17 protein-coding genes are annotated in these 16846 nt (G+C 66.7%); 6 read left to right on the top strand and 11 right to left on the bottom strand.

Annotation, left to right across the window (positions count from 1 at the left end; all coding sequences use genetic code 11):
* The first annotated feature begins 267 nt into the window (after nt 1-267).
* From J0J10_RS26200 to J0J10_RS26180, 5 genes are read left to right on the top strand one after another with little or no spacing between them, the layout of a single operon-like run.
* Nucleotides 268-1044: an ABC transporter permease gene (locus J0J10_RS26200; protein WP_291636647.1), complete on the top strand. Its 777-nt coding sequence runs from the start codon at nt 268-270 to the stop codon at nt 1042-1044.
* The gene (locus J0J10_RS26195; RefSeq protein ID WP_291636646.1) at nt 1041-1847 is read left to right on the top strand and encodes an ABC transporter permease; all 807 of its coding nucleotides are present in this window, start codon (nt 1041-1043) and stop codon (nt 1845-1847) included. Before J0J10_RS26200 ends, J0J10_RS26195 begins: the two co-directional genes overlap by 4 nt.
* The gene (locus J0J10_RS26190) at nt 1844-2602 is read left to right on the top strand and encodes an ABC transporter ATP-binding protein (RefSeq protein WP_291650478.1); all 759 of its coding nucleotides are present in this window, start codon (nt 1844-1846) and stop codon (nt 2600-2602) included. The genes J0J10_RS26195 and J0J10_RS26190 overlap by 4 nt, the downstream gene beginning before the upstream one ends.
* Nucleotides 2599-2928 (top strand): hypothetical protein, encoded by a 330-nt coding sequence (locus J0J10_RS26185; RefSeq protein WP_291650476.1) that lies wholly within the window; start codon nt 2599-2601, stop codon nt 2926-2928. The genes J0J10_RS26190 and J0J10_RS26185 overlap by 4 nt, the downstream gene beginning before the upstream one ends.
* A 3-nt stretch (nt 2929-2931) precedes the next feature.
* Nucleotides 2932-3993 (top strand): ABC transporter substrate-binding protein, encoded by a 1062-nt coding sequence (locus J0J10_RS26180; RefSeq protein ID WP_291650474.1) that lies wholly within the window; start codon nt 2932-2934, stop codon nt 3991-3993.
* Nucleotides 3994-4143: 150 nt separating this feature from the next.
* Here the strand turns inward: J0J10_RS26180 and J0J10_RS26175 are convergent, their stop codons facing one another.
* From J0J10_RS26175 to gabT, 11 genes are all read right to left on the bottom strand, one after another.
* Nucleotides 4144-5550, bottom strand: coding sequence for an FAD-binding oxidoreductase (locus J0J10_RS26175; protein WP_291650472.1), 1407 nt, complete (start codon nt 5548-5550; stop codon nt 4144-4146).
* 29 nt (nt 5551-5579) lie between these two features.
* Nucleotides 5580-6929 (bottom strand): amidase, encoded by a 1350-nt coding sequence (locus J0J10_RS26170; RefSeq protein ID WP_291650471.1) that lies wholly within the window; start codon nt 6927-6929, stop codon nt 5580-5582.
* A 15-nt stretch (nt 6930-6944) separates the two neighbouring features.
* Nucleotides 6945-7682: an ABC transporter ATP-binding protein gene (locus J0J10_RS26165; protein ID WP_291650468.1), complete on the bottom strand. Its 738-nt coding sequence runs from the start codon at nt 7680-7682 to the stop codon at nt 6945-6947.
* Complete coding sequence (locus tag J0J10_RS26160) at nt 7679-8440, bottom strand: ABC transporter ATP-binding protein (RefSeq protein WP_291636639.1); 762 nt, start codon at nt 8438-8440, stop codon at nt 7679-7681. The genes J0J10_RS26165 and J0J10_RS26160 overlap by 4 nt, the downstream gene beginning before the upstream one ends.
* Nucleotides 8440-9333, bottom strand: a complete 894-nt coding sequence (locus J0J10_RS26155; RefSeq protein WP_291650466.1) for a branched-chain amino acid ABC transporter permease — start codon at nt 9331-9333, stop codon at nt 8440-8442. Before J0J10_RS26155 ends, J0J10_RS26160 begins: the two co-directional genes overlap by 1 nt.
* 4 nt (nt 9334-9337) lie before the next feature.
* Nucleotides 9338-10213 (bottom strand): branched-chain amino acid ABC transporter permease, encoded by an 876-nt coding sequence (locus tag J0J10_RS26150; RefSeq protein ID WP_291636637.1) that lies wholly within the window; start codon nt 10211-10213, stop codon nt 9338-9340.
* A gap of 12 nt (nt 10214-10225) precedes the next feature.
* Nucleotides 10226-11461 carry an ABC transporter substrate-binding protein gene (locus J0J10_RS26145; RefSeq protein WP_291650464.1) on the bottom strand — a complete coding sequence of 412 codons (1236 nt, stop codon included), beginning with the start codon at nt 11459-11461 and terminating at the stop codon, nt 10226-10228.
* Between the two features lie 72 nt (nt 11462-11533).
* Nucleotides 11534-12733, bottom strand: coding sequence for a CaiB/BaiF CoA transferase family protein (locus tag J0J10_RS26140; RefSeq protein ID WP_291650462.1), 1200 nt, complete (start codon nt 12731-12733; stop codon nt 11534-11536).
* Between the two features lie 33 nt (nt 12734-12766).
* Nucleotides 12767-13540, bottom strand: coding sequence for an enoyl-CoA hydratase/isomerase family protein (locus J0J10_RS26135; protein ID WP_291650460.1), 774 nt, complete (start codon nt 13538-13540; stop codon nt 12767-12769).
* Nucleotides 13537-14517, bottom strand: coding sequence for an aminopeptidase (locus J0J10_RS26130; protein ID WP_291650458.1), 981 nt, complete (start codon nt 14515-14517; stop codon nt 13537-13539). Before J0J10_RS26130 ends, J0J10_RS26135 begins: the two co-directional genes overlap by 4 nt.
* A 7-nt stretch (nt 14518-14524) precedes the next feature.
* Nucleotides 14525-15880: a 4-aminobutyrate--2-oxoglutarate transaminase gene (gene gabT, locus J0J10_RS26125; RefSeq protein ID WP_291650455.1), complete on the bottom strand. Its 1356-nt coding sequence runs from the start codon at nt 15878-15880 to the stop codon at nt 14525-14527.
* Between the two features lie 158 nt (nt 15881-16038).
* Here gabT and J0J10_RS26120 point away from each other — a divergent pair, with 158 nt between their 5' ends.
* Nucleotides 16039-16701, top strand: a complete 663-nt coding sequence (locus J0J10_RS26120) for a GntR family transcriptional regulator (RefSeq protein WP_291636631.1) — start codon at nt 16039-16041, stop codon at nt 16699-16701.
* Nucleotides 16702-16846: the final 145 nt, after the last annotated feature.

Below are 16846 nucleotides of genomic sequence, written 5' to 3'. Positions count from 1 at the left end.
GGAGCCGGACAGCGAAGAGGCCGAGCGAGCCGGGGCGAAGGCCCCAGGGCGGCCTCAGCCCGCGGTGATCTCGACATGGTTCCGGTGGAAGATCCGGCTTGCCGCTCGGGAAACCCGCCTATACGTTCTTGTATGCAAGATGCGAAGTCTCAAGGTTCGCTCGATCGAACCGCCGCAAGAGACGCGCCTAGGGAATATGCACTCACCTTCGTGGTGCGGGCGGATTGATTGCTTCGTGGGCCGATGGCGCACGCGCAGGGAGGATGCATGGTCGCAGGCAACCGCTTGGCGGGGGCGCTGACTTTCGTCGCGCCTTTGGCTTTCCTAGTCGTCATCTGGGCGATCGTCGTTCCCGTATTCGAGGTCAGGCCGCAGATCTTCCCGAGCGTTTCTTCCGTCTTCGCCGCCGGTATCGCCGGCCTGCGTGACGGCACCCTGCTCACCCATGTCGCGACCAGCCTGGCGCGCGTCGCTATCGGCACCGTGCTGGCGATCATCGTCGCGGTGCCGCTCGGCATACTCATGGGAATCAGCAAGGGCGTCTCGGCCTTCCTGACGCCGCTGCTGCGCTTCTTCTCGGTGCTTGCCGGCATCGCCTGGATCCCGATCGCGACGCTCTGGTTCGGCTATGGTTTCGGCGCCATCGTCTTCGTCATCTTCAACGCCGTCTTCTTCGTCGTCGTCTACAACACACTGCTCGGGGTCTCGACGATCCCGATGCCGATCCGCAATGCGGCGGCGTCGCTCGGGGCGGGCCGGCTCGCCATGCTGAGCGACGTGCTGCTGCCCGGCGCCCTGCCGAACATCGTCACCGGCATCCGCACCGGGCTCGGCTTTGCCTGGCGCGGCCTGATCGCGGCCGAGATGATCGCGACGAATGTCGGCCTCGGCTACATGCTGTTCGTCGCCCGTGACTTCTACCAGACCGAGGTGATCATCCTCGGCATGATCGTGATCGGCACGCTCTGGCTGCTGATCGACCGGTTGATCCTCGCTCCCCTGGAACGCGCGACGATCGAACGCTGGGGCCTGGTGCGCGCATGAACGCCGCCCTCGTCCTCTGGAGCTGGTGGGTCCGCACCTCCGCCAAATGGCCGGTTCTGCAGACGCTCGCCCCCTTCGTTCCGGTCGTCGCGCTCTGGTGGGGCGTCGCCGCCTGGGGACCGTTCCCGCCGGCCTTCTTCCCGTCGCCAATGGATGTCGTGCGCGCCTTCGGCGCCCTGGTCTACAAAGGCATCCTGCCGGAATATCTCGGCGACAGCGTCGCCCGGCTCGCCGCGGGCGCGGCCGTCGGCATCGCGCTCGGCATCCCGCTCGGCCTGCTGATCGGCCTGAGCCGGCGCGCCTACACCGCCCTCTGGCCGATCCTGCTGTTCTTCCAGGCGATCGGCGACATCGCCTGGCTGCCGATCCTGATCATCTGGTTCGGCTTCGGTATGACGACGATGACGATCATCATCGTCTACACCGTGCTCTTCCCGGTGGTGCTCAACACCGTGCTCGGCGTGCGCTCGGTGCGGATCGAGCTCTACCGGGCCGCCCAGAGCCTCGGCGCGACGCCGTCGCGGGTGCTGACCGAGGTGGTGATCCCCGGCGCGCTGCCGAACATCATCACCGGCCTGCGCAACGGGCTCGGCTATGGCTGGCGCGCGCTGATCGCCGCGGAGATGATCGTCGGCACCAGCGGCATCGGCTTCATGATGTTCGATGCGCGCCGGGCCGGCTCCGTGGTCGAAATCGTGCTGGGCATGATCGTGCTCGGCATCCTCTGGTACATTGTCGACGCTTGGGTGCTGGCTCCGATCGAGCGGGCGACGGGGCGTCGCTGGGGACTGGTGACACAGTGAAATCGCTCAGCCTGAAATCGCTCTCTAAGACCTATTTCGACCTCTATGCCGGCTCGCAGCACACGGCGCTGCACGACATTTCGCTCGATGTGCCGGCCGGCGAATTCGTCTCGATCGTCGGTCCGTCCGGCTGCGGCAAGTCGACCATCCTCAACATGGTCGCCGGCTTCATCCCGCAATCTAGCGGCGAGATCCTGGTCGGCGGCGAGCCGGTCAAGGGGCCGGGCGCCGACCGCGGGGTGGTGTTCCAGTCCTTTGCCCTCTTCCCCTGGAAGACGGTGCTGGAGAATGTCGGCTTCGGGCCGAAGATGCGCGGCATCGCCAAGGCCGAGCGCGACGCGATCGCGCGCGAATATCTCGACCTGGTCGGGCTGGCCCACGCCGCCGACCGTTATCCGAACGAGCTCTCCGGCGGGATGCAGCAGCGCGTCGGCGTGGTCCGGGCGCTGGCCAACAAGCCGGACATCCTCCTGATGGACGAGCCTTTCGCCAGCGTCGACGCCCAGACCCGCATGACCCTGCAGGAGGAGCTCACCCGAATCTGGGAGGAGCGCCGCCCGACGGTGATCTTCATCACCCATGACGTGCCCGAGGCCGTCTTCCTGGCGAACCGCGTCGTCGTCCTGTCGAAGGGCCATATCCTCGAACAGGTCGAGATCCCGCTGGCGCGACCGCGCGTCTGGGACCAGCTGGTTGAGGATGACGACTTCAAGGAGCTTTCCAACAAGGTCCTGGCGCTGGTGAGGGCGGCATGAAGCTGGCCCGCGCCGCGCTCTCATCGAGACGGGGCCGCATCCTGCTCGGCCTCTTGGCCGCGTGGCTCGCCTGGCAGGCCTGGCTAGTGCTCCACGCCCCGTCCAAGGTCGCGGGCGGCTTCCCCGAGCGTCAGCGCGTCAACGCGCTGATCACCCTGCCTTTCGTGCCCGAGCGCTTCCACATCCTGATATTCCAGCGCTTCGGACGCGTCTCGGGCACCGACGGCAACAGCGTCGAGGTCAGGAACATCGACAAGAACCAACTCAACGCCATCGCCCGCTACTACTGGGTGAGCAGAATTGAGCCCTTGCAACCGGGAGGATAGAGCATGATCACACGCAGGACTATGCTAGCTGGAGCCGCGGTCATCGCCGCGCCGGCTGTCGTCAGGGCGCAGCAGCTGGTCAAGATGAAGGCCGGCATGGTCACCGGCATCGACCAGCTCGGCCTGCCGATCGCGCTGGAGCGCGGCTTCTTCGAGAAATGGGGTCTCGATGTCGACATCGCCCGGCCCTATGCGACCGGCGTCGACGCGCTGAACGCGCTTCAAGCCGGCGAGAGCGAGATCGTCCAGGTCGGCGTGCCGATGATCGGCGCCGTCGTGCGCGGCATGGATCTGGTGGCGCTCGGCAACTATAGCGGCAACGCCCACCGCGGCGGCTCGGACGCCACCATGGCGCTGGTCGCCCGCGCCGATTCCGGCATCGCCAAGGGCAACCTCGCCTCGCTCAAGGGCAAGAAGATCGCGGCCTCCTTCGGCACGATCAACCATCTCTACATCCTCGCTTTGATCGAGAAGGGCGGGCTGACGCCGGCCGACGTCACGCTGGTCAACACGCCGCCGCCGGACATGACGGTCGCGCTCCTCGCCAAGGGCATCGACGCCTTCGTCGGCTGGGACCCCTGGCCGATCATCGCGCTCAAGGACGTGCCGGGCGCGGTCGAGATCATTCGCGGCGGCGACGTCATCGCCTATGTCGGCTTCAATGTCGGCATGCGGCCCTGGGTCGCCGCGAACGGGCCGAAGATCGAGAAGTTTCTGGCGGCGGTCTCCGAGGCCGACCAGTGGATGCGCAAGAACCCGAAGCTCGCGGCACAGGTCGGTACGCGCTGGATCCCCGGCCTCAAGCAGGAGATCGCCGAGGCGGCGATGGAGTTCAACATCCAGCAGGCCGACAGGCGCCTCTCGGCCAATAACTACCGGGCGATGTGGGCGGCGCTCGACCGGCTGAACCGGCTCGGCTTCCTGAAGTCGACCTTCGACGTCAACAAGCACATCGAGCCCAAGCACATCCTCAAGGTGATGCAGGAGCACCCTGCCCTGTTCAACGACCTGCCGCCGATCCCGGCGGATGTCGCGATCGGCCCAGGCTACGAATTCAAGCCCTGACCTATCGCGATTGGCGGGCGGCGGCGACCGAGTGCCGCCGTCGCCGGCGCATCTCCGCGCCTCGCCGATCCGCGGAGATGCCCATCCCGATGCGGATCCTGCGAAAGGTCGGTGCAGCTGCAAGCAGGCAGCGCCCTGGCCCAGCGCCCTTCAATACGCGACCGATCCGACCGAGCCTGTTCCGAAGACCTGCCGAAGCGCGTGCGACAGGGTCCTGACGCGCGCCGGGGTATAGCGCGCGTAGAGCGCGGCATTCGCGCGCCCGAGCGCATGCTCGCCGCTGAAGCTCCCGCCATAGCTGGATACGACGAGATCGTTGACCCGGTCCTTGACCCTGGCGATTTCGCCGGCATCGGGAGAACCCGGATGCACGAGATTGAAATGCATGCCGCCATCGGCGATGTGGCCGAAATCGCAGATCGCGAGCTCGGGGAACTCCGCCCCCAGCACGCCGGCCACTTCCCGCCGGAAGGCGACGAGATCCGATCGGCGCAAGGAGAGGTCGAAGCCGATGACGTGTCCCGAGGCCCGCAAGCCCTCGGACAGGGAATGGCGCAGGGCCCAGAGTTCCTCGCCGCGCCCCATCAGCGCATCGGCCAAAAGCGATTCCTCCTGCTCGAAGAGTTCGCCCAAGACCTGCTCCAGCACGGTTTCGAGGCTCGCCTCGCCCTCGCGGGCCGGCCATGACCGGGTCAGCTCGACGAGGATCGCATAGGGCGGGATCTCACCGCGCGCGAAGGGATTGCGCAGTTGCGCGACATGGCCGAGCGCACGCGCCATCGCATTGCGCGACATGCCCTCCAGCGCGCTGAGATATTCGCCGCAGCCGCGCTCGACCAGCCCGAGCAAATGGGGAATGGCGTCGTCGCTGGCGGGAACGAGCAGCGCCGTCGCCGCTTGCAGCGGGCGGCGCTGCACATCGAGAACAGCCCTGGTGACGATGCCGAGGGCGCCACAGCTGCCGATGAACAGCTGCTTGAGATCGAGCCTCGAATTGTCCTTGCGCAGGCCGCTGCGCAGATCGAGGACCGTGCCCTCGGCATCGGGCAGCACGACCTCGAGCCCCAGCACCTGCCGGCGCATGGCTCCATAGCGCAGATAACGCGCTCCGCCGGTGTTGGTGGCGATCATGCCGCCGATCATCGGATCGGCGCCCAGATCGATCGGCAGGAACAGCTCATGTTCGGCGAGCAGCCCGTTGAGCTGCGAGAGACGAACGCCCGCCTCGACCTCGACCGTGCGGTTGGTCGGGTCGACGACCGGCCGGCGGTTGAGCCGGTCGAGACTGAGCACGAGCTGCGTCCCGGAGATGTCCGGCGTCGCCGCGCCGACGAGCCCGGTATTGCCGCCCTGCGGTACGAGCGCAAGCCCATGCGCGACGGCATAGGCGACGACCGCCGAAACCTCGGCCGTCGTCGCCGGGCGAACCACCGCGGCGGCGCGCCCCTCGTCATAGCGCGCCCCGATCTCGTAGCGGGCCTTGTCCGCCGGGTCGACGAGCAGATGGCGGTCGCCGACAAGCGCGGCGAGCGCATCGAGATGTGGCGTGTCGATCATGGTCGCTCCGCGTCGCCGGGAGATCCGGCTCAGGCCATATGCGCGGTGCTGCCGAGGATGCTCTCGATGCAGCGCGCATCATAGAGCAGGCGCGCATCCTCCTTGACGCAGCCCACGACCTGGAAGCCCAGCGGCAGCCCGGACGGGCCACGCGCCGCCGGCAGCGTGATCGAGGGGTTGTGGAGCAGCGACCAGATGCGGATGAAGGCGGAGCTTCCCGTGCTCGTCGCCTCGGGCGCCTCGCCGAGCGTCGAGGGCATGACGATGACGTCGACATCGCCGGCGACGTCGTAATAGGCGCGCCGGCAGCGATCCGCGGCATCGAGCGCCTGCGCGTAGTCTGCCGCGGTATAGCTCTCGCCCAGTTCGAGATACTCGATCAGCTCGCGGTCGCATTTCTCGGCATGATTGCGCTTGATGTCGGCATATTCGCGGGCGAGATCATAGGCCATGATCACGTCCTGCGCTTCGCCGATGCCATCGAAGACCGCCGGCATGGCGAGCGTCCGGACCGTCGCACCCGCGGCCTCCAGCTTGCGCAGATGGCCTTCGAAGATCGCCAGGGCAGCAGGATCGGCCTGATCGAAATCCTTGGTGCGCCAGACGCCGACGCGAAGGTCGCGCCGCAGCGTGGCAGTGGTGTCGAAGCGCGGATCGCCGGTGAAACCCTTCATGAACAGGGTCGCGTCCTCGACCGAGCGGCAGATCGGCCCGATCACATCGAGCGGACGCGAATAGGTCCTGATCCCGACATAGGGAATCGCATCGAGCGTCGGCTTGAAGCCGACGGCGCCGCAGAAGGCGGACGGGCGCAGGATCGAGCCGGCCGTCTGGGTGCCGATCGACAGCGGCGTCATGAAGTCCGCGACCGCCGCGCCCGAGCCGGCCGAGGAGGCGGCGGGCGTACGCGTCAGGTCATGCGGGTTGCGCGCCGGCCCCGGCAGCATGATGGCGTGGCGCGACACGGTGTTCTTGCCGAGCACGTTGAAGCCGAGATTGCGCGCCATCGTCACGACCGGCGCGTCCAGCTTCGGCTGGCGCCCCGGGAAGATCTCGGGATCGCCGAGCTCAGTCGGCATGTCCGCGGTGTCGATCGTGTCCTTGAGGCCGAGGGGGACGCCGTCGAACGGCTTGCTGCGGCCGTTGCGGTCGAGCAGGCGGGCGCGTTCGATCGCCGCCTCGGCCCCGACATGGACCCAGGCCCGGACACCGGAATTACGCTCCTCGATGCGCTCGAGGCAGGCGCGGACCCAGGCCTCGCAGGTCAGGCTGCCCTGATCCAGGGCGCGCAGGCCCTCGGCGACGGTGAGCATGGCCGTGGCGCTTGCAGCCGGCCGTCGCGGCGCGACGGGACGGGTGCCGACAGTCATATCGTTCATTGGGCGTGTCCTGTTCTAGATCTGCGCGTGGGTGCCAGGAGAGCCGGCGCCATGGCCCCGGCCGATGTAGACGTCGCCCATCTCCTCGTTGGCGAGCAGATTGGCGCCGGTGTCGGTCAGGACGATGCGCCCTGAATCGAGGATGTAGCCCCGGTCGCTGAAGGCGAGCGCCTGCCGGGCGCGCTGCTCGACCATCAGCACGGCGACGCCGGCCTGGGGCAGCTTGCGCACCTCGGCGAAGACCTGGTCAGTCAAAGCCGGCGACAGCGCCGCCGAAGGCTCGTCGAGCAGGATCAACCGGGGGGACGACATCAGGGCGCGGGCGAAGGCGAGCTGCTGGCGTTCGCCGCCCGAGAGATTCTCGGCATAGGTGCCACGCCGCCCGGCGAGGGCCGGAAAGAGCTCGAACATCTCGCGGATGCGCTGCGGCTTGCCGGTGACGTGCTCGACGACCTGGAGATTCTCCAGCACCGTCAACGTGCCGAAGACGTTGCGGACCTGCGGGACATAGGAGATGCCGACGCGGATGCGATCCTCGATCGCCAGCCGCATCAGGTCGATGCCGTTGAAGTTCATCTCCCCCGAGAGGCGCGGGAGGAGACCCATCGCCGCCTTGATCAGGGTCGACTTGCCGGCGCCGTTGGTGCCGGCGATGGTGACGATCTCGCGCTCGGCCACCACCATGTCGATGCCGCTGATGATGTCGACATCGCCATAGCCGCCGGAGAGCCCGGCGATCCTGAGCAGACTCATATCACCCCTCCCATATAGGCTTCGCGGACGCCGGCATCGGCGAGCACCGCCTCGGGCGTTCCGCTGGCGATCACCTGGCCGCGGTCCATCGCGTAGAGTCGCGGCACCAGCCGCGCGAGTTCGGCGAGATTGTGCTCGATGATCAGCACGGCGATGCCGCGCCGGTTCAATTCGACGATGCGCTCGCAGAGCTGGCCGATCAGCACGGGATTCACCCCGGCGAAGGGCTCGTCGAGCATGATGCAGCTCGGCTCGAGCATCAGCAGTCGCCCGATTTCCAGGAGCTTCTTCTGGCCGCCGGAAAGCTTGCCGGCGAGCTCGTCGGTGACGCGGGCGAGATTGAGGAAGGCGAGGACTTCGCGCACGCGCTGCGCCAGCCTCTCCTCCTCCTCGCGGATCGCGCCCCGGGCGAAGAGCAGGTTTGCGAGCTTCTCGCCGCGCTGGTCGCGCGCCGCCACCATCATGTTGTCGAAGACGGTCATCTGGCTGAACTCGCGCGGCACCTGGAAGGTGCGCGCCAGCCCGCGCCGGACCCTCTGGTGAACCGCGAGCTCGGTGATGTCCTCGCCACGGAAGACCACGCTGCCGGACCCGGCCGGGATGTAGCCGGTGGCCACGGAGAACAGCGTGCTCTTGCCGGCACCGTTGGTGCCGATCAGCCCGACGAGCTCTCCCTCGCCGACTTCGAGGGAAACTGAGCTCAGCGCCTTGAAGCCACCGAAACGCGCGGTGATGTCGGTCACGGAGAGGAGGGCCATCAGTGCTTCCTCTCAGCGGATTTGCCGAACAGGCCCTGGGGCCGGTAGAGCACGACGCAGATCAGGGCCATGCCGATGATCCAGATGCGGACGCTCGCGAGCTGGACCTCGGAAATCCCGGTGAAGATGTCGCGCAGGAAGCGCGAGCCTTCCAGGAAACCGACCAGCAGCACCGTCCCCATGACGACGCCGCGCAGCGAGCCGACCCCGCCCAGCACGATCGCGATCCAGATGTAGAAGGTGATCAGCGGGACGTATTGCTCGGGGCTGATGAAGGTCAGATAGTGGGCCTGGAGGCCGCCGGCGAGCCCGGCGATGCCGGCACCGATCATCAGCGAGCGGGTCTTGAACTGGGCCGGGTTCTTGCCCAGTGCGCGCACCGCCACCTCATTGTCGCGGATCGCCTCGATGACGCGGCCGAACGGACTCTTGATGATCTGGTGGATCGCGAAGAACACCGCGACGCAGACCACGACCAGCAGCAACAGGATGCACAGGTCGATATAGCGCGGCTCGACCCAGCCGGCGAACAGGCGCGGAATGCCGGGCAAGCCATGCATGCCGCGCGTCAGCCACTCCTCGGTCTGCAGCGTCATGCGTACCGCTTCGGAGAAGCCCAGCGTGACAATGGCGAGGTAGTCGCCCCCCAGACGCAAGGCGATGATGCCGATCGGATAGGCCGCCAGCGCCGCCAGCAGCGCCGCCGCCGCCAGGGAGACCGGCACCGGCACGCCCTTCAGCGCGAGCAGCGCGGAGGCATAGGAGCCGATGGCGAAGAAGCCGACATGGCCGAAATTGACGAGCCCGGTGAAGCCGTATTGGAGCGCCAGGCCGCTGGCCATCAGCAGGTAGACCAGCACGCTGATGGCGATGGCGATGAAATAGCCTTCCATGACATCACCTCGCAGCGATGGGACGGCCGAGCATGCCCTGCGGACGCAGGAGCAGCACGACGAGAAGAATGAAAAAGGCGAGGACGATCTTGTAGGCGGGGCCGACATAGAGGCTCGCGACTTCCTGCGCGATGCTGAAGGTCACGATCCCGAGCACCGCCCCGACCGGGCTGCCGATGCCCCCGAGAATGACGCCGGCGAACATCGGCATCAGCAGTTCCCAGCCCAGTTCCGGCAGCACCACGGCCTTGATGCCGAGCAGGGCGCCGCCTAGCCCGCAGAAGGCCCCGGCGATGGTCCACAGGAAGATCATCACGCGGCGGGCACGGATGCCGCTGGCGGCGGCGAGCTCGGCGCTGTCGGCGATGGCGCGCATGCGCCGGCCGGTCGGCGTCAGATACATGATGAAGAAGACGACGAAGAGCGCGGTCAGCGCCGCGCCGACGATGTAGAGGTCCGTCGGCAGGATCCGCAGGCCGCCGAAGTTCCAGGCCCGGACGAGCGGAACGTCGATGACATACTGATCCTGGCCGGCGAAGAAGGTGATCGTGCTGCGGACAGCGAAGGCCACTCCGATGGACGCGATCAGGCGCGAGACATGGGAGCGCTCCGAGAGCGCCCGGAAGACCCAGAAATACATCAGCAGCGAGATGGCGGCGGTCGCCGTCATCGCCGCCAGCACCGCGGCCACGATCGAACCGCCCAGCACGAGCTGGGAGGCCATGGTGGTGTAGGCGCCGAGGGTCATGTAGTCGCCGGTGGCGGCGTTCGGAAAGCGGGCGATGCCGAACACAAGCGTGATCGCGAGTGCCGGCAGCGCCAGAAGCATTCCGATCACGACGCCGTTGATCACGGCATTGGCGATCGAGATCAAGTCCATCGGAGAGCTTTCCTATGCCGGCAGCTTGCCGGGGATGGTCTCCTTCAGGACGAGCTTGCCGTCCCGAATGTCGGAGACCCCGAAATCGGGAACGGTCTCGCCGTGCTTGCCGAAGTCGAGACGGGACGAGGCGCCTTCATAGTCGACCTTCTCGCCCTTCCTCAGCAGGTCGCGCCCCTCGGCGAAGCCATTGACCCTTGTCCCACCGACGCCGGTGACGCTGCGGATCTTGCCGTTGACCCCGGCGACATCGGCCTGCGGCCCGGCAGCCTCGAGCGCCAGCGCCAGCGTGATCACCATGTCGTAGCTCTGCGCGGCGAAGATGTCCGGCTCGCGCTTGGCCACCTTCCTGAACGCGGCCGCGAAGCGCTTATAGGCCTCGTGCTTGTCGGCTGCGACGTTGGAGATCGAGATCAGACCCTCGGTCGCCTCCTTGCCGAGCGCCTTGACGAGGTCTTCATTGGCCGTCCAGCCGGGCATGATGAACTTGCAGTCCTGCCCGGTCTGGAACCATTCCTTCAGGATGATCGTGGCGTCGGGGCGGTAGGCGCTCAGCGAGATCACGTCGGGCTTGGTGGCGAGGACGCGCGCCAGTTCGGTCCGGTAGCTGCTCTGGTTGGGCTCGTAGATCACGAAGGCCTCGACCTTGCCGCCGCCGCTCTCCCAGGCGTTCTTGAAGTAGTTGGCCTGGCCGACAAAGGTCGAGTTGTTGAAGGCCATCACCGCCGGGCGCTTGAAGCCGCGCTGACGGGCGACCTCGGCGAAGGCGTTGCCGAAGATCGCGTTGGAGGCCTGGAACATCCAGGCGAGCCCCTTCTTGTTCTCGGTCAACATCTCCGGCGCGCCGCAGGTGTTCATGGTGATCACATTGGCGTCGTTAGTGATCGGCATGGTCGCCAAGCCGACCGAGGACGGCCAGATGCCGACCACCGCCTCGACCTTGTTGATCTCGACCAGCTTCTTCACGGCGAGCACGGCAGCTTCCGGCTTGGTCTGGTCGTCCTCGGCGAAGAGCTGGAACTTGCGCCCGGCGGCGCCGCCGGCCTCGTTGACCTCGTTGACCGCGATCTTGATCGCCTCGAGCATGTAGGGGCCGTAGGGGCCGCCGATCCCGGTGATCGAGTTCAGCGCTCCGAGGCGGAACACTTTCTCCTGCGCCAACACCGGGGCCTGCAGGGCCCCCAATGTCGCCGCGGCCGTTCCGGAAATCAGGAAGCCGCGCCGCGATAGGTCGTATGGCTGTCTCATCGTCGTTCCCTTGTGGTTGGTTGTTCCGGCTCGTTTTTGTTATTGGGGGCCGTAGCGGCCCCGGATACCGCCTTATTGAACGGCGCCGCGTGCCCTCAGGCTCGCGATCTGGTCTTCCGGCACCCCGAAATTGCGCAGCACGAGATCGGTGTCCTCGCCGAGCAGCGGTGCAGCCTTGCGGATCGCGCCGGGGGTCTTCGAGAACTTCGTCGGGATGCCGATCATCTTCATGGCACCGAGCTTGGGATGCTCGATCTGCTCGACCATGCCCCGCGCAAGATAATGCGGATCGTTCATCGCATCGCCGAAATCGTTGATCGGGCCACAGGGCACGCTCGCCGCCTCGCAGCGCGCGATCCAGGTCGCGGCGTCGGCCGAGGCGAAAGCCTCCTCGAGCAGCGGTTCGAGCGCCTCGATATTCGTCATCCGGTCCATGTTGGTGAGGAAGCGCGGATCGTCGATGAGATCCGGCCGGCCGATCACGTCGCGGCAGAGCTTCTCCCAGGTGCGCTGGTTGGCTGCACCGATGACGATGAAGCCGTCGCCCGTGCGCAGCGCCTGATACGGCGCCGAAACGCGATGGCGACTGCCGGTCGGCTGGGCGACGGTGCCTTCGGCGAAATAAGCCGCCGCCTCCCAGACGAACCAGGGCAGGCCGCATTCGGCGAGCGAGATGTCGATCTGCTGGCCCTCGCCGCTGCGGATCTGGTGGACATAGGCCGCCATGATCGAATAGGCGGCGGTCAGGCCGGCGCCGACATCATAGATCGCGATGCCGGATTTGAGCGGACGGCCGCCAGGCTCGCCTGTCATGCTCATGATGCCGGTCAGCCCCTGTGCGACGAGATCGAATCCCCCCTTGCGGGAATACGGCCCGGTCTGGCCATAGCCGGAGATCGAGCAATAGATCAGGCGCGGATTGATGGCGCTCAGCGTCTCGTAGTCGACGCCGAGCGACTTGGTCACGCCGACGCGATAGTTCTCGACGACGACGTCGGCCCAGCGGACCATGTCGTAGAGGATCTCGCGGGTCTCGGGATCCTTGAGGTTGAGCGAAACGCCCTGCTTGTTCCGGTTGATGTGGGCAAAGCAGCTGGACTCGCCGTTCACATAGGGTCCCATCTCGCGGGAATCATCGCCGGTGACCGGCTTCTCGACCTTGATCACCTCGGCGCCGAGATCCGCCAGCACCATAGTGCAGTAAGGCCCCGCCATGATCTGGGAGAGGTCGAGGACCTTCATGCCCGCGAGCGGGGGAGGACGATTGCTCATAGTGTTCGAACCTGTGTTCTCTGAGGTCATGGCTCAGCGTCCGACGAAGGCCGGCTTCAGCTTGCGGGCGAAGGCGTCGCGACCGAGCCGATAATCCTCGGTGTCGAAGCAGGCATAGGCCTCGTCCTTCTCCGCCTCGCTCAGCGGCTCGCTCAGCCGCAGTCGCTGTATGAATTTCTTGTGCCAACGGTTGACGAGCGGGGCAGCGGCCGCGATGCGCGAGGCTGCGGCGAAGGCCTCCTCGGCGATATCGGCATCATCGGCGAGCCGTGTCACCAGCCCCTTGGCCAACGCCTCCTCCGCCCCGAACACTCGCCCTTCGATCAGCATTTCGAGCGCGGCCGCATGGCCGATCACGGCGGCGATGTCGGCCAGTTCGCGATAATCGAGCGTCAGGCCGATCCGGTTGATCGGCACGCCGAAGCGAGCCGAGCGGGCGGCGATGCGGACATCGCACATCGCCGCGATCTCCAGACCTCCCCCTACACACACGCCCTCGATGCAGGCGACGGTCGGATGGCGCAGGTCCTTCAGCCGATCGGTCATCTCGAGCGTGAAATCGGCGTAATCGCGCGCCTGCTGGCGCCCGTCGCGATCCTCGCCGAAGCCGCCGATGTCGCTTCCGGCGCAGAAATGCCCGCCTGCCCCGCGCACGACGACGCAACGCACCCCGTCATCCGCCTCCAGCTCGGCGAAGGCCGCCCCGAAGGCGCGGTACATCTCCATGGTGAAGGCGTTCCGCTTGGCGGGGCGGTTGATCAGAACCGTCACCACGCCCTGGTCGTCGCGGCTGAGATCGATGCTCATGACGCGGTTTCCAGCAGCAGCTCGGTGCCGCGCAGCACCGGCTTCCCGTCGAGTTCGAGCGTGGCATCGGTGAGGATGGTGTCGTAATGGGCGGCCGCCTTCACGGTGCCGCCGATATAGGCGCTGGTCCCGAGCGCGAGCTGGATCGAGCCATAGACGCTTTCATCGGAGAGCATGGTGCCGTCGAGGACGCATTTCGGGTTCATGCCGACGCCGAGCTCGCCGAGATTGTAGACCAGCGGGTCGTTGAAGCTCGCCAGCAGATCGCGGAACTGGCGCGCTTCCGCACCACCCTCGATCGCGACCGCCATGCCCTTTTCCATATGGATCCGGACGGGCTCGCTACCGATCAGCGCGACGCCTGGAATGCTGGCATTGACGACGATCACACCGTCGGCCGTGCCTTCGACCGGGGCCAGGCTGGCCTCGAGGCAGTAGCCCGCGGAAATGTCGACCGTGTTCGCGAAGCCGTGCAGCGCCCGCCCGCGCCTGCCGGCGATGCTCATGGTCACGTCGGTGCCGGCGGGGCTTGTGACCCGCGCCGTCGAGGCGGCCGTGAAAGCCGCAGCCAGCGCCTCGATCTCCGGGCGGAGGCCGACGAAATCAGCCTCCCAGCCCTCGGCCAGGAAGAAATCGGGCTGATGCGATTCCGGCAGCACGATCACGCCCGTGCCGGCGCGCGTCGCCTCCTGACGTGCCTGGGTATGGGCGATGTTGGCGCGCGTCAGCCCGATGACCAGATCGGCCGCCTTCATCGCCTCCGCGGCGATGGTCGAGAGCTGGCGGCCATGGCGGGCCGAGCCCTCCACCTGCATGAGATGGATGGCCGCGCCGACCTCGGACAGGGCGATCGCCAGCGGCTCGACATTGTGGTCGGTGTAGAGATCGTAGAGGACCAGGACCTGGCTGTCCGGCCCGGCGGCGCCGAGCAGTTGCACGACTTTGCGCGCATTGGCGAGTTTGAGCAGCGTATTCATGGAAACCTCAGGCGCTCCTGGCGAGCGGCTTGTGGCGCGCTTCGACGAGCGCGATCGCCTCGCCCAGAATGTCGAGACCGCGTTCGAGCTGGTCATGTTCGAGCGAGAGCGGGCCGAGGAAGCGGATCACATTGCCGTGGAAGCCCGCCTTCACCAGGATCAGCCCCCTGCGATAGGCGGCATCGACGATCTCGGCCGCGATGTCGCCGGCCGGCTCCTGTGAGCGCCGGTCGCGCACGATCTCGATGGCGCGCATCGCTCCCAGTCCGCGAGCATCGCCGACGACGGCGTATTGCTGAGCCCAGGCGGCGAACCGTTGCTCGACGATGGCCCCGATGCGGCGCGCCTTCTCGCGATAGTCATCGCGCTCCATCACCGCGATGGTCGCGAGCGCAGCCGCGCAGGACAGCGGGTTGCCACCATAGGTGCCGCCGAGGCCACCGACCTTCGGCACATCCATCAGATCGGCACGGCCCACCAGCGCGGCGATCGGCATGCCGCCGCCCATCGATTTGGCGAGAGTATAGAGATCGGCCTCGACGCCTGAATGCTCAGTCGCGAACCATTCGCCGGTCCGGCAGAAGCCGGACTGGATTTCGTCCGCGATCAGGACGATGCCATGGCGGGTGCAGTATTCGCGCAGCTTGCGGAGGAAGGAGGCCGGGGCGACGTGAAAGCCGCCCTCGCCCTGGATCGGCTCGATCACCACCGCCGCAACCGCTTCCGGCGAGACTTCCATCTCGATCTGGCGGGTGAATTCGGCGAAGGCAACGTCGGCGCAAGCCTCCTCGCTCTGCTGGGGCGAGCGGAAGAGGACCGGGAACGGCGCGCGATAAATTTCCGAGGCGAACGGCCCGAAGCCGCTCTTGTAGCCCGGCGCCTTCGCCGTCAGCGACAGCGCCATATAGGTGCGACCGTGGAAGGCCCCCTCGAAGGCCACCACCGCCTGACGTCCGGTGGCGCTGCGCGCGACCTTGATCGCGTTCTCGATCGCCTCGGCGCCGGTCGTCTGCAGCATGACCTTCTTCGGCCAGGCGCCCGGAACCAGCGAGATCAGCTTCTCGGCCAGCTCGATGTAGCCGGGATACATGACGATGTTGAAGCAGGTGTGCAGGAAGCGGTCGGCCTGCGCCTTCACGGCGGCGACCACCTCGGGATGGGCATGGCCGACATTGAGCGTGCCGATGCCGCCGGCGAAATCCAGGAACGCGTTGCCATCGACATCGTTGAGCCCGGCGCCCGAGGCCGTGGCGGCGAAGACCGGCGGCCCATTGGCAACGCCGCGAGCCACCGCCGCATTGCGCCGCGCCAGTAGCGCACTCCCCTCCCGGCCGGGAACTTCCAGTTCTCGCTCGAGCGCCATGATGCCGTCTCCGCCTTCGTTCAGGTGGAGGCAACCTAGCTCTGTACATTTTCGTGTGTCAACTATGATGCAATCGATTGTACAATATTTTGTCGACACGATTGATCTGACTGCGGCTTCCCTCTATGCCGGTGTCAGCAGAATTTGGGATCGCAGCAATGCCGAGGCAGAAGAGACAGCCCACGACGGTCGAGGCCGCCATCGTCGACATGCGCCGGAAAATCTCCTCGCGGGCGCTGAGCCCGGGGAGTCGCCTTCCTGAAGAGGACCTCGCCCAGGCCTACGACCTGCCGCGCGCCAAGGCGCGCGAGGTTCTCGCGACGCTCGAAGACCGCAACCTGATCACGCGCGAGCCCAACAAGGGCGCGGTGGTGAGCGCGGTCGACATGGAAACGACCTACCGGCTCTACGAGGTCCGGGAAGCGCTCGACGGGCTGGCGGTCCGGCTCGCGACGCTGAACACCAAGCCGTCCGACTGGGACGATGTCAGCGAGCTCTTCGGCCCCTCCTTCGAGGAAAGCCTCAAGGCCGGCGACATCGACCGGCATGTCGAGGCGATCGAGACCTTCCGGGCCCGGATCACCGCCGCCGCGCGCAACCCCGTGCTGAGCGACCTGCTCGAGCGCGTCTATGACCGCACACGCGTCACCATCCGGCGCGTCGCCTTGCTGCCCGGCCGGGCCGCGATGGGCATCACGCAATACCGGGCCGTGCTCGAGGCGATCATCCGCGGCGATGCGGATGCGGCCGAACAACGCATACGCGAGCTCAACCGCAGCGCCCGTGACTATATCGAGCGCTACAAGGATTATGTGCTCTAGAGCGTCGGACCTGAAATCGGAATCTGTGGGATTCCCCTGAGAGCGGCTTTGTGATTCACCGTTTGGGGAGGTGGATCATGGGTCGCAGCTATTCGGACGATCTTCGCGTGCGTGTTGCCGGCTTTGTCGAGGCTGGTCATTCGCG

Source organism: Allobosea sp., assembly GCF_017308075.1.
Lineage (GTDB): Bacteria > Pseudomonadota > Alphaproteobacteria > Rhizobiales > Beijerinckiaceae > Allobosea.
This window is presented reverse-complemented; position numbering and strand designations above follow the sequence as displayed.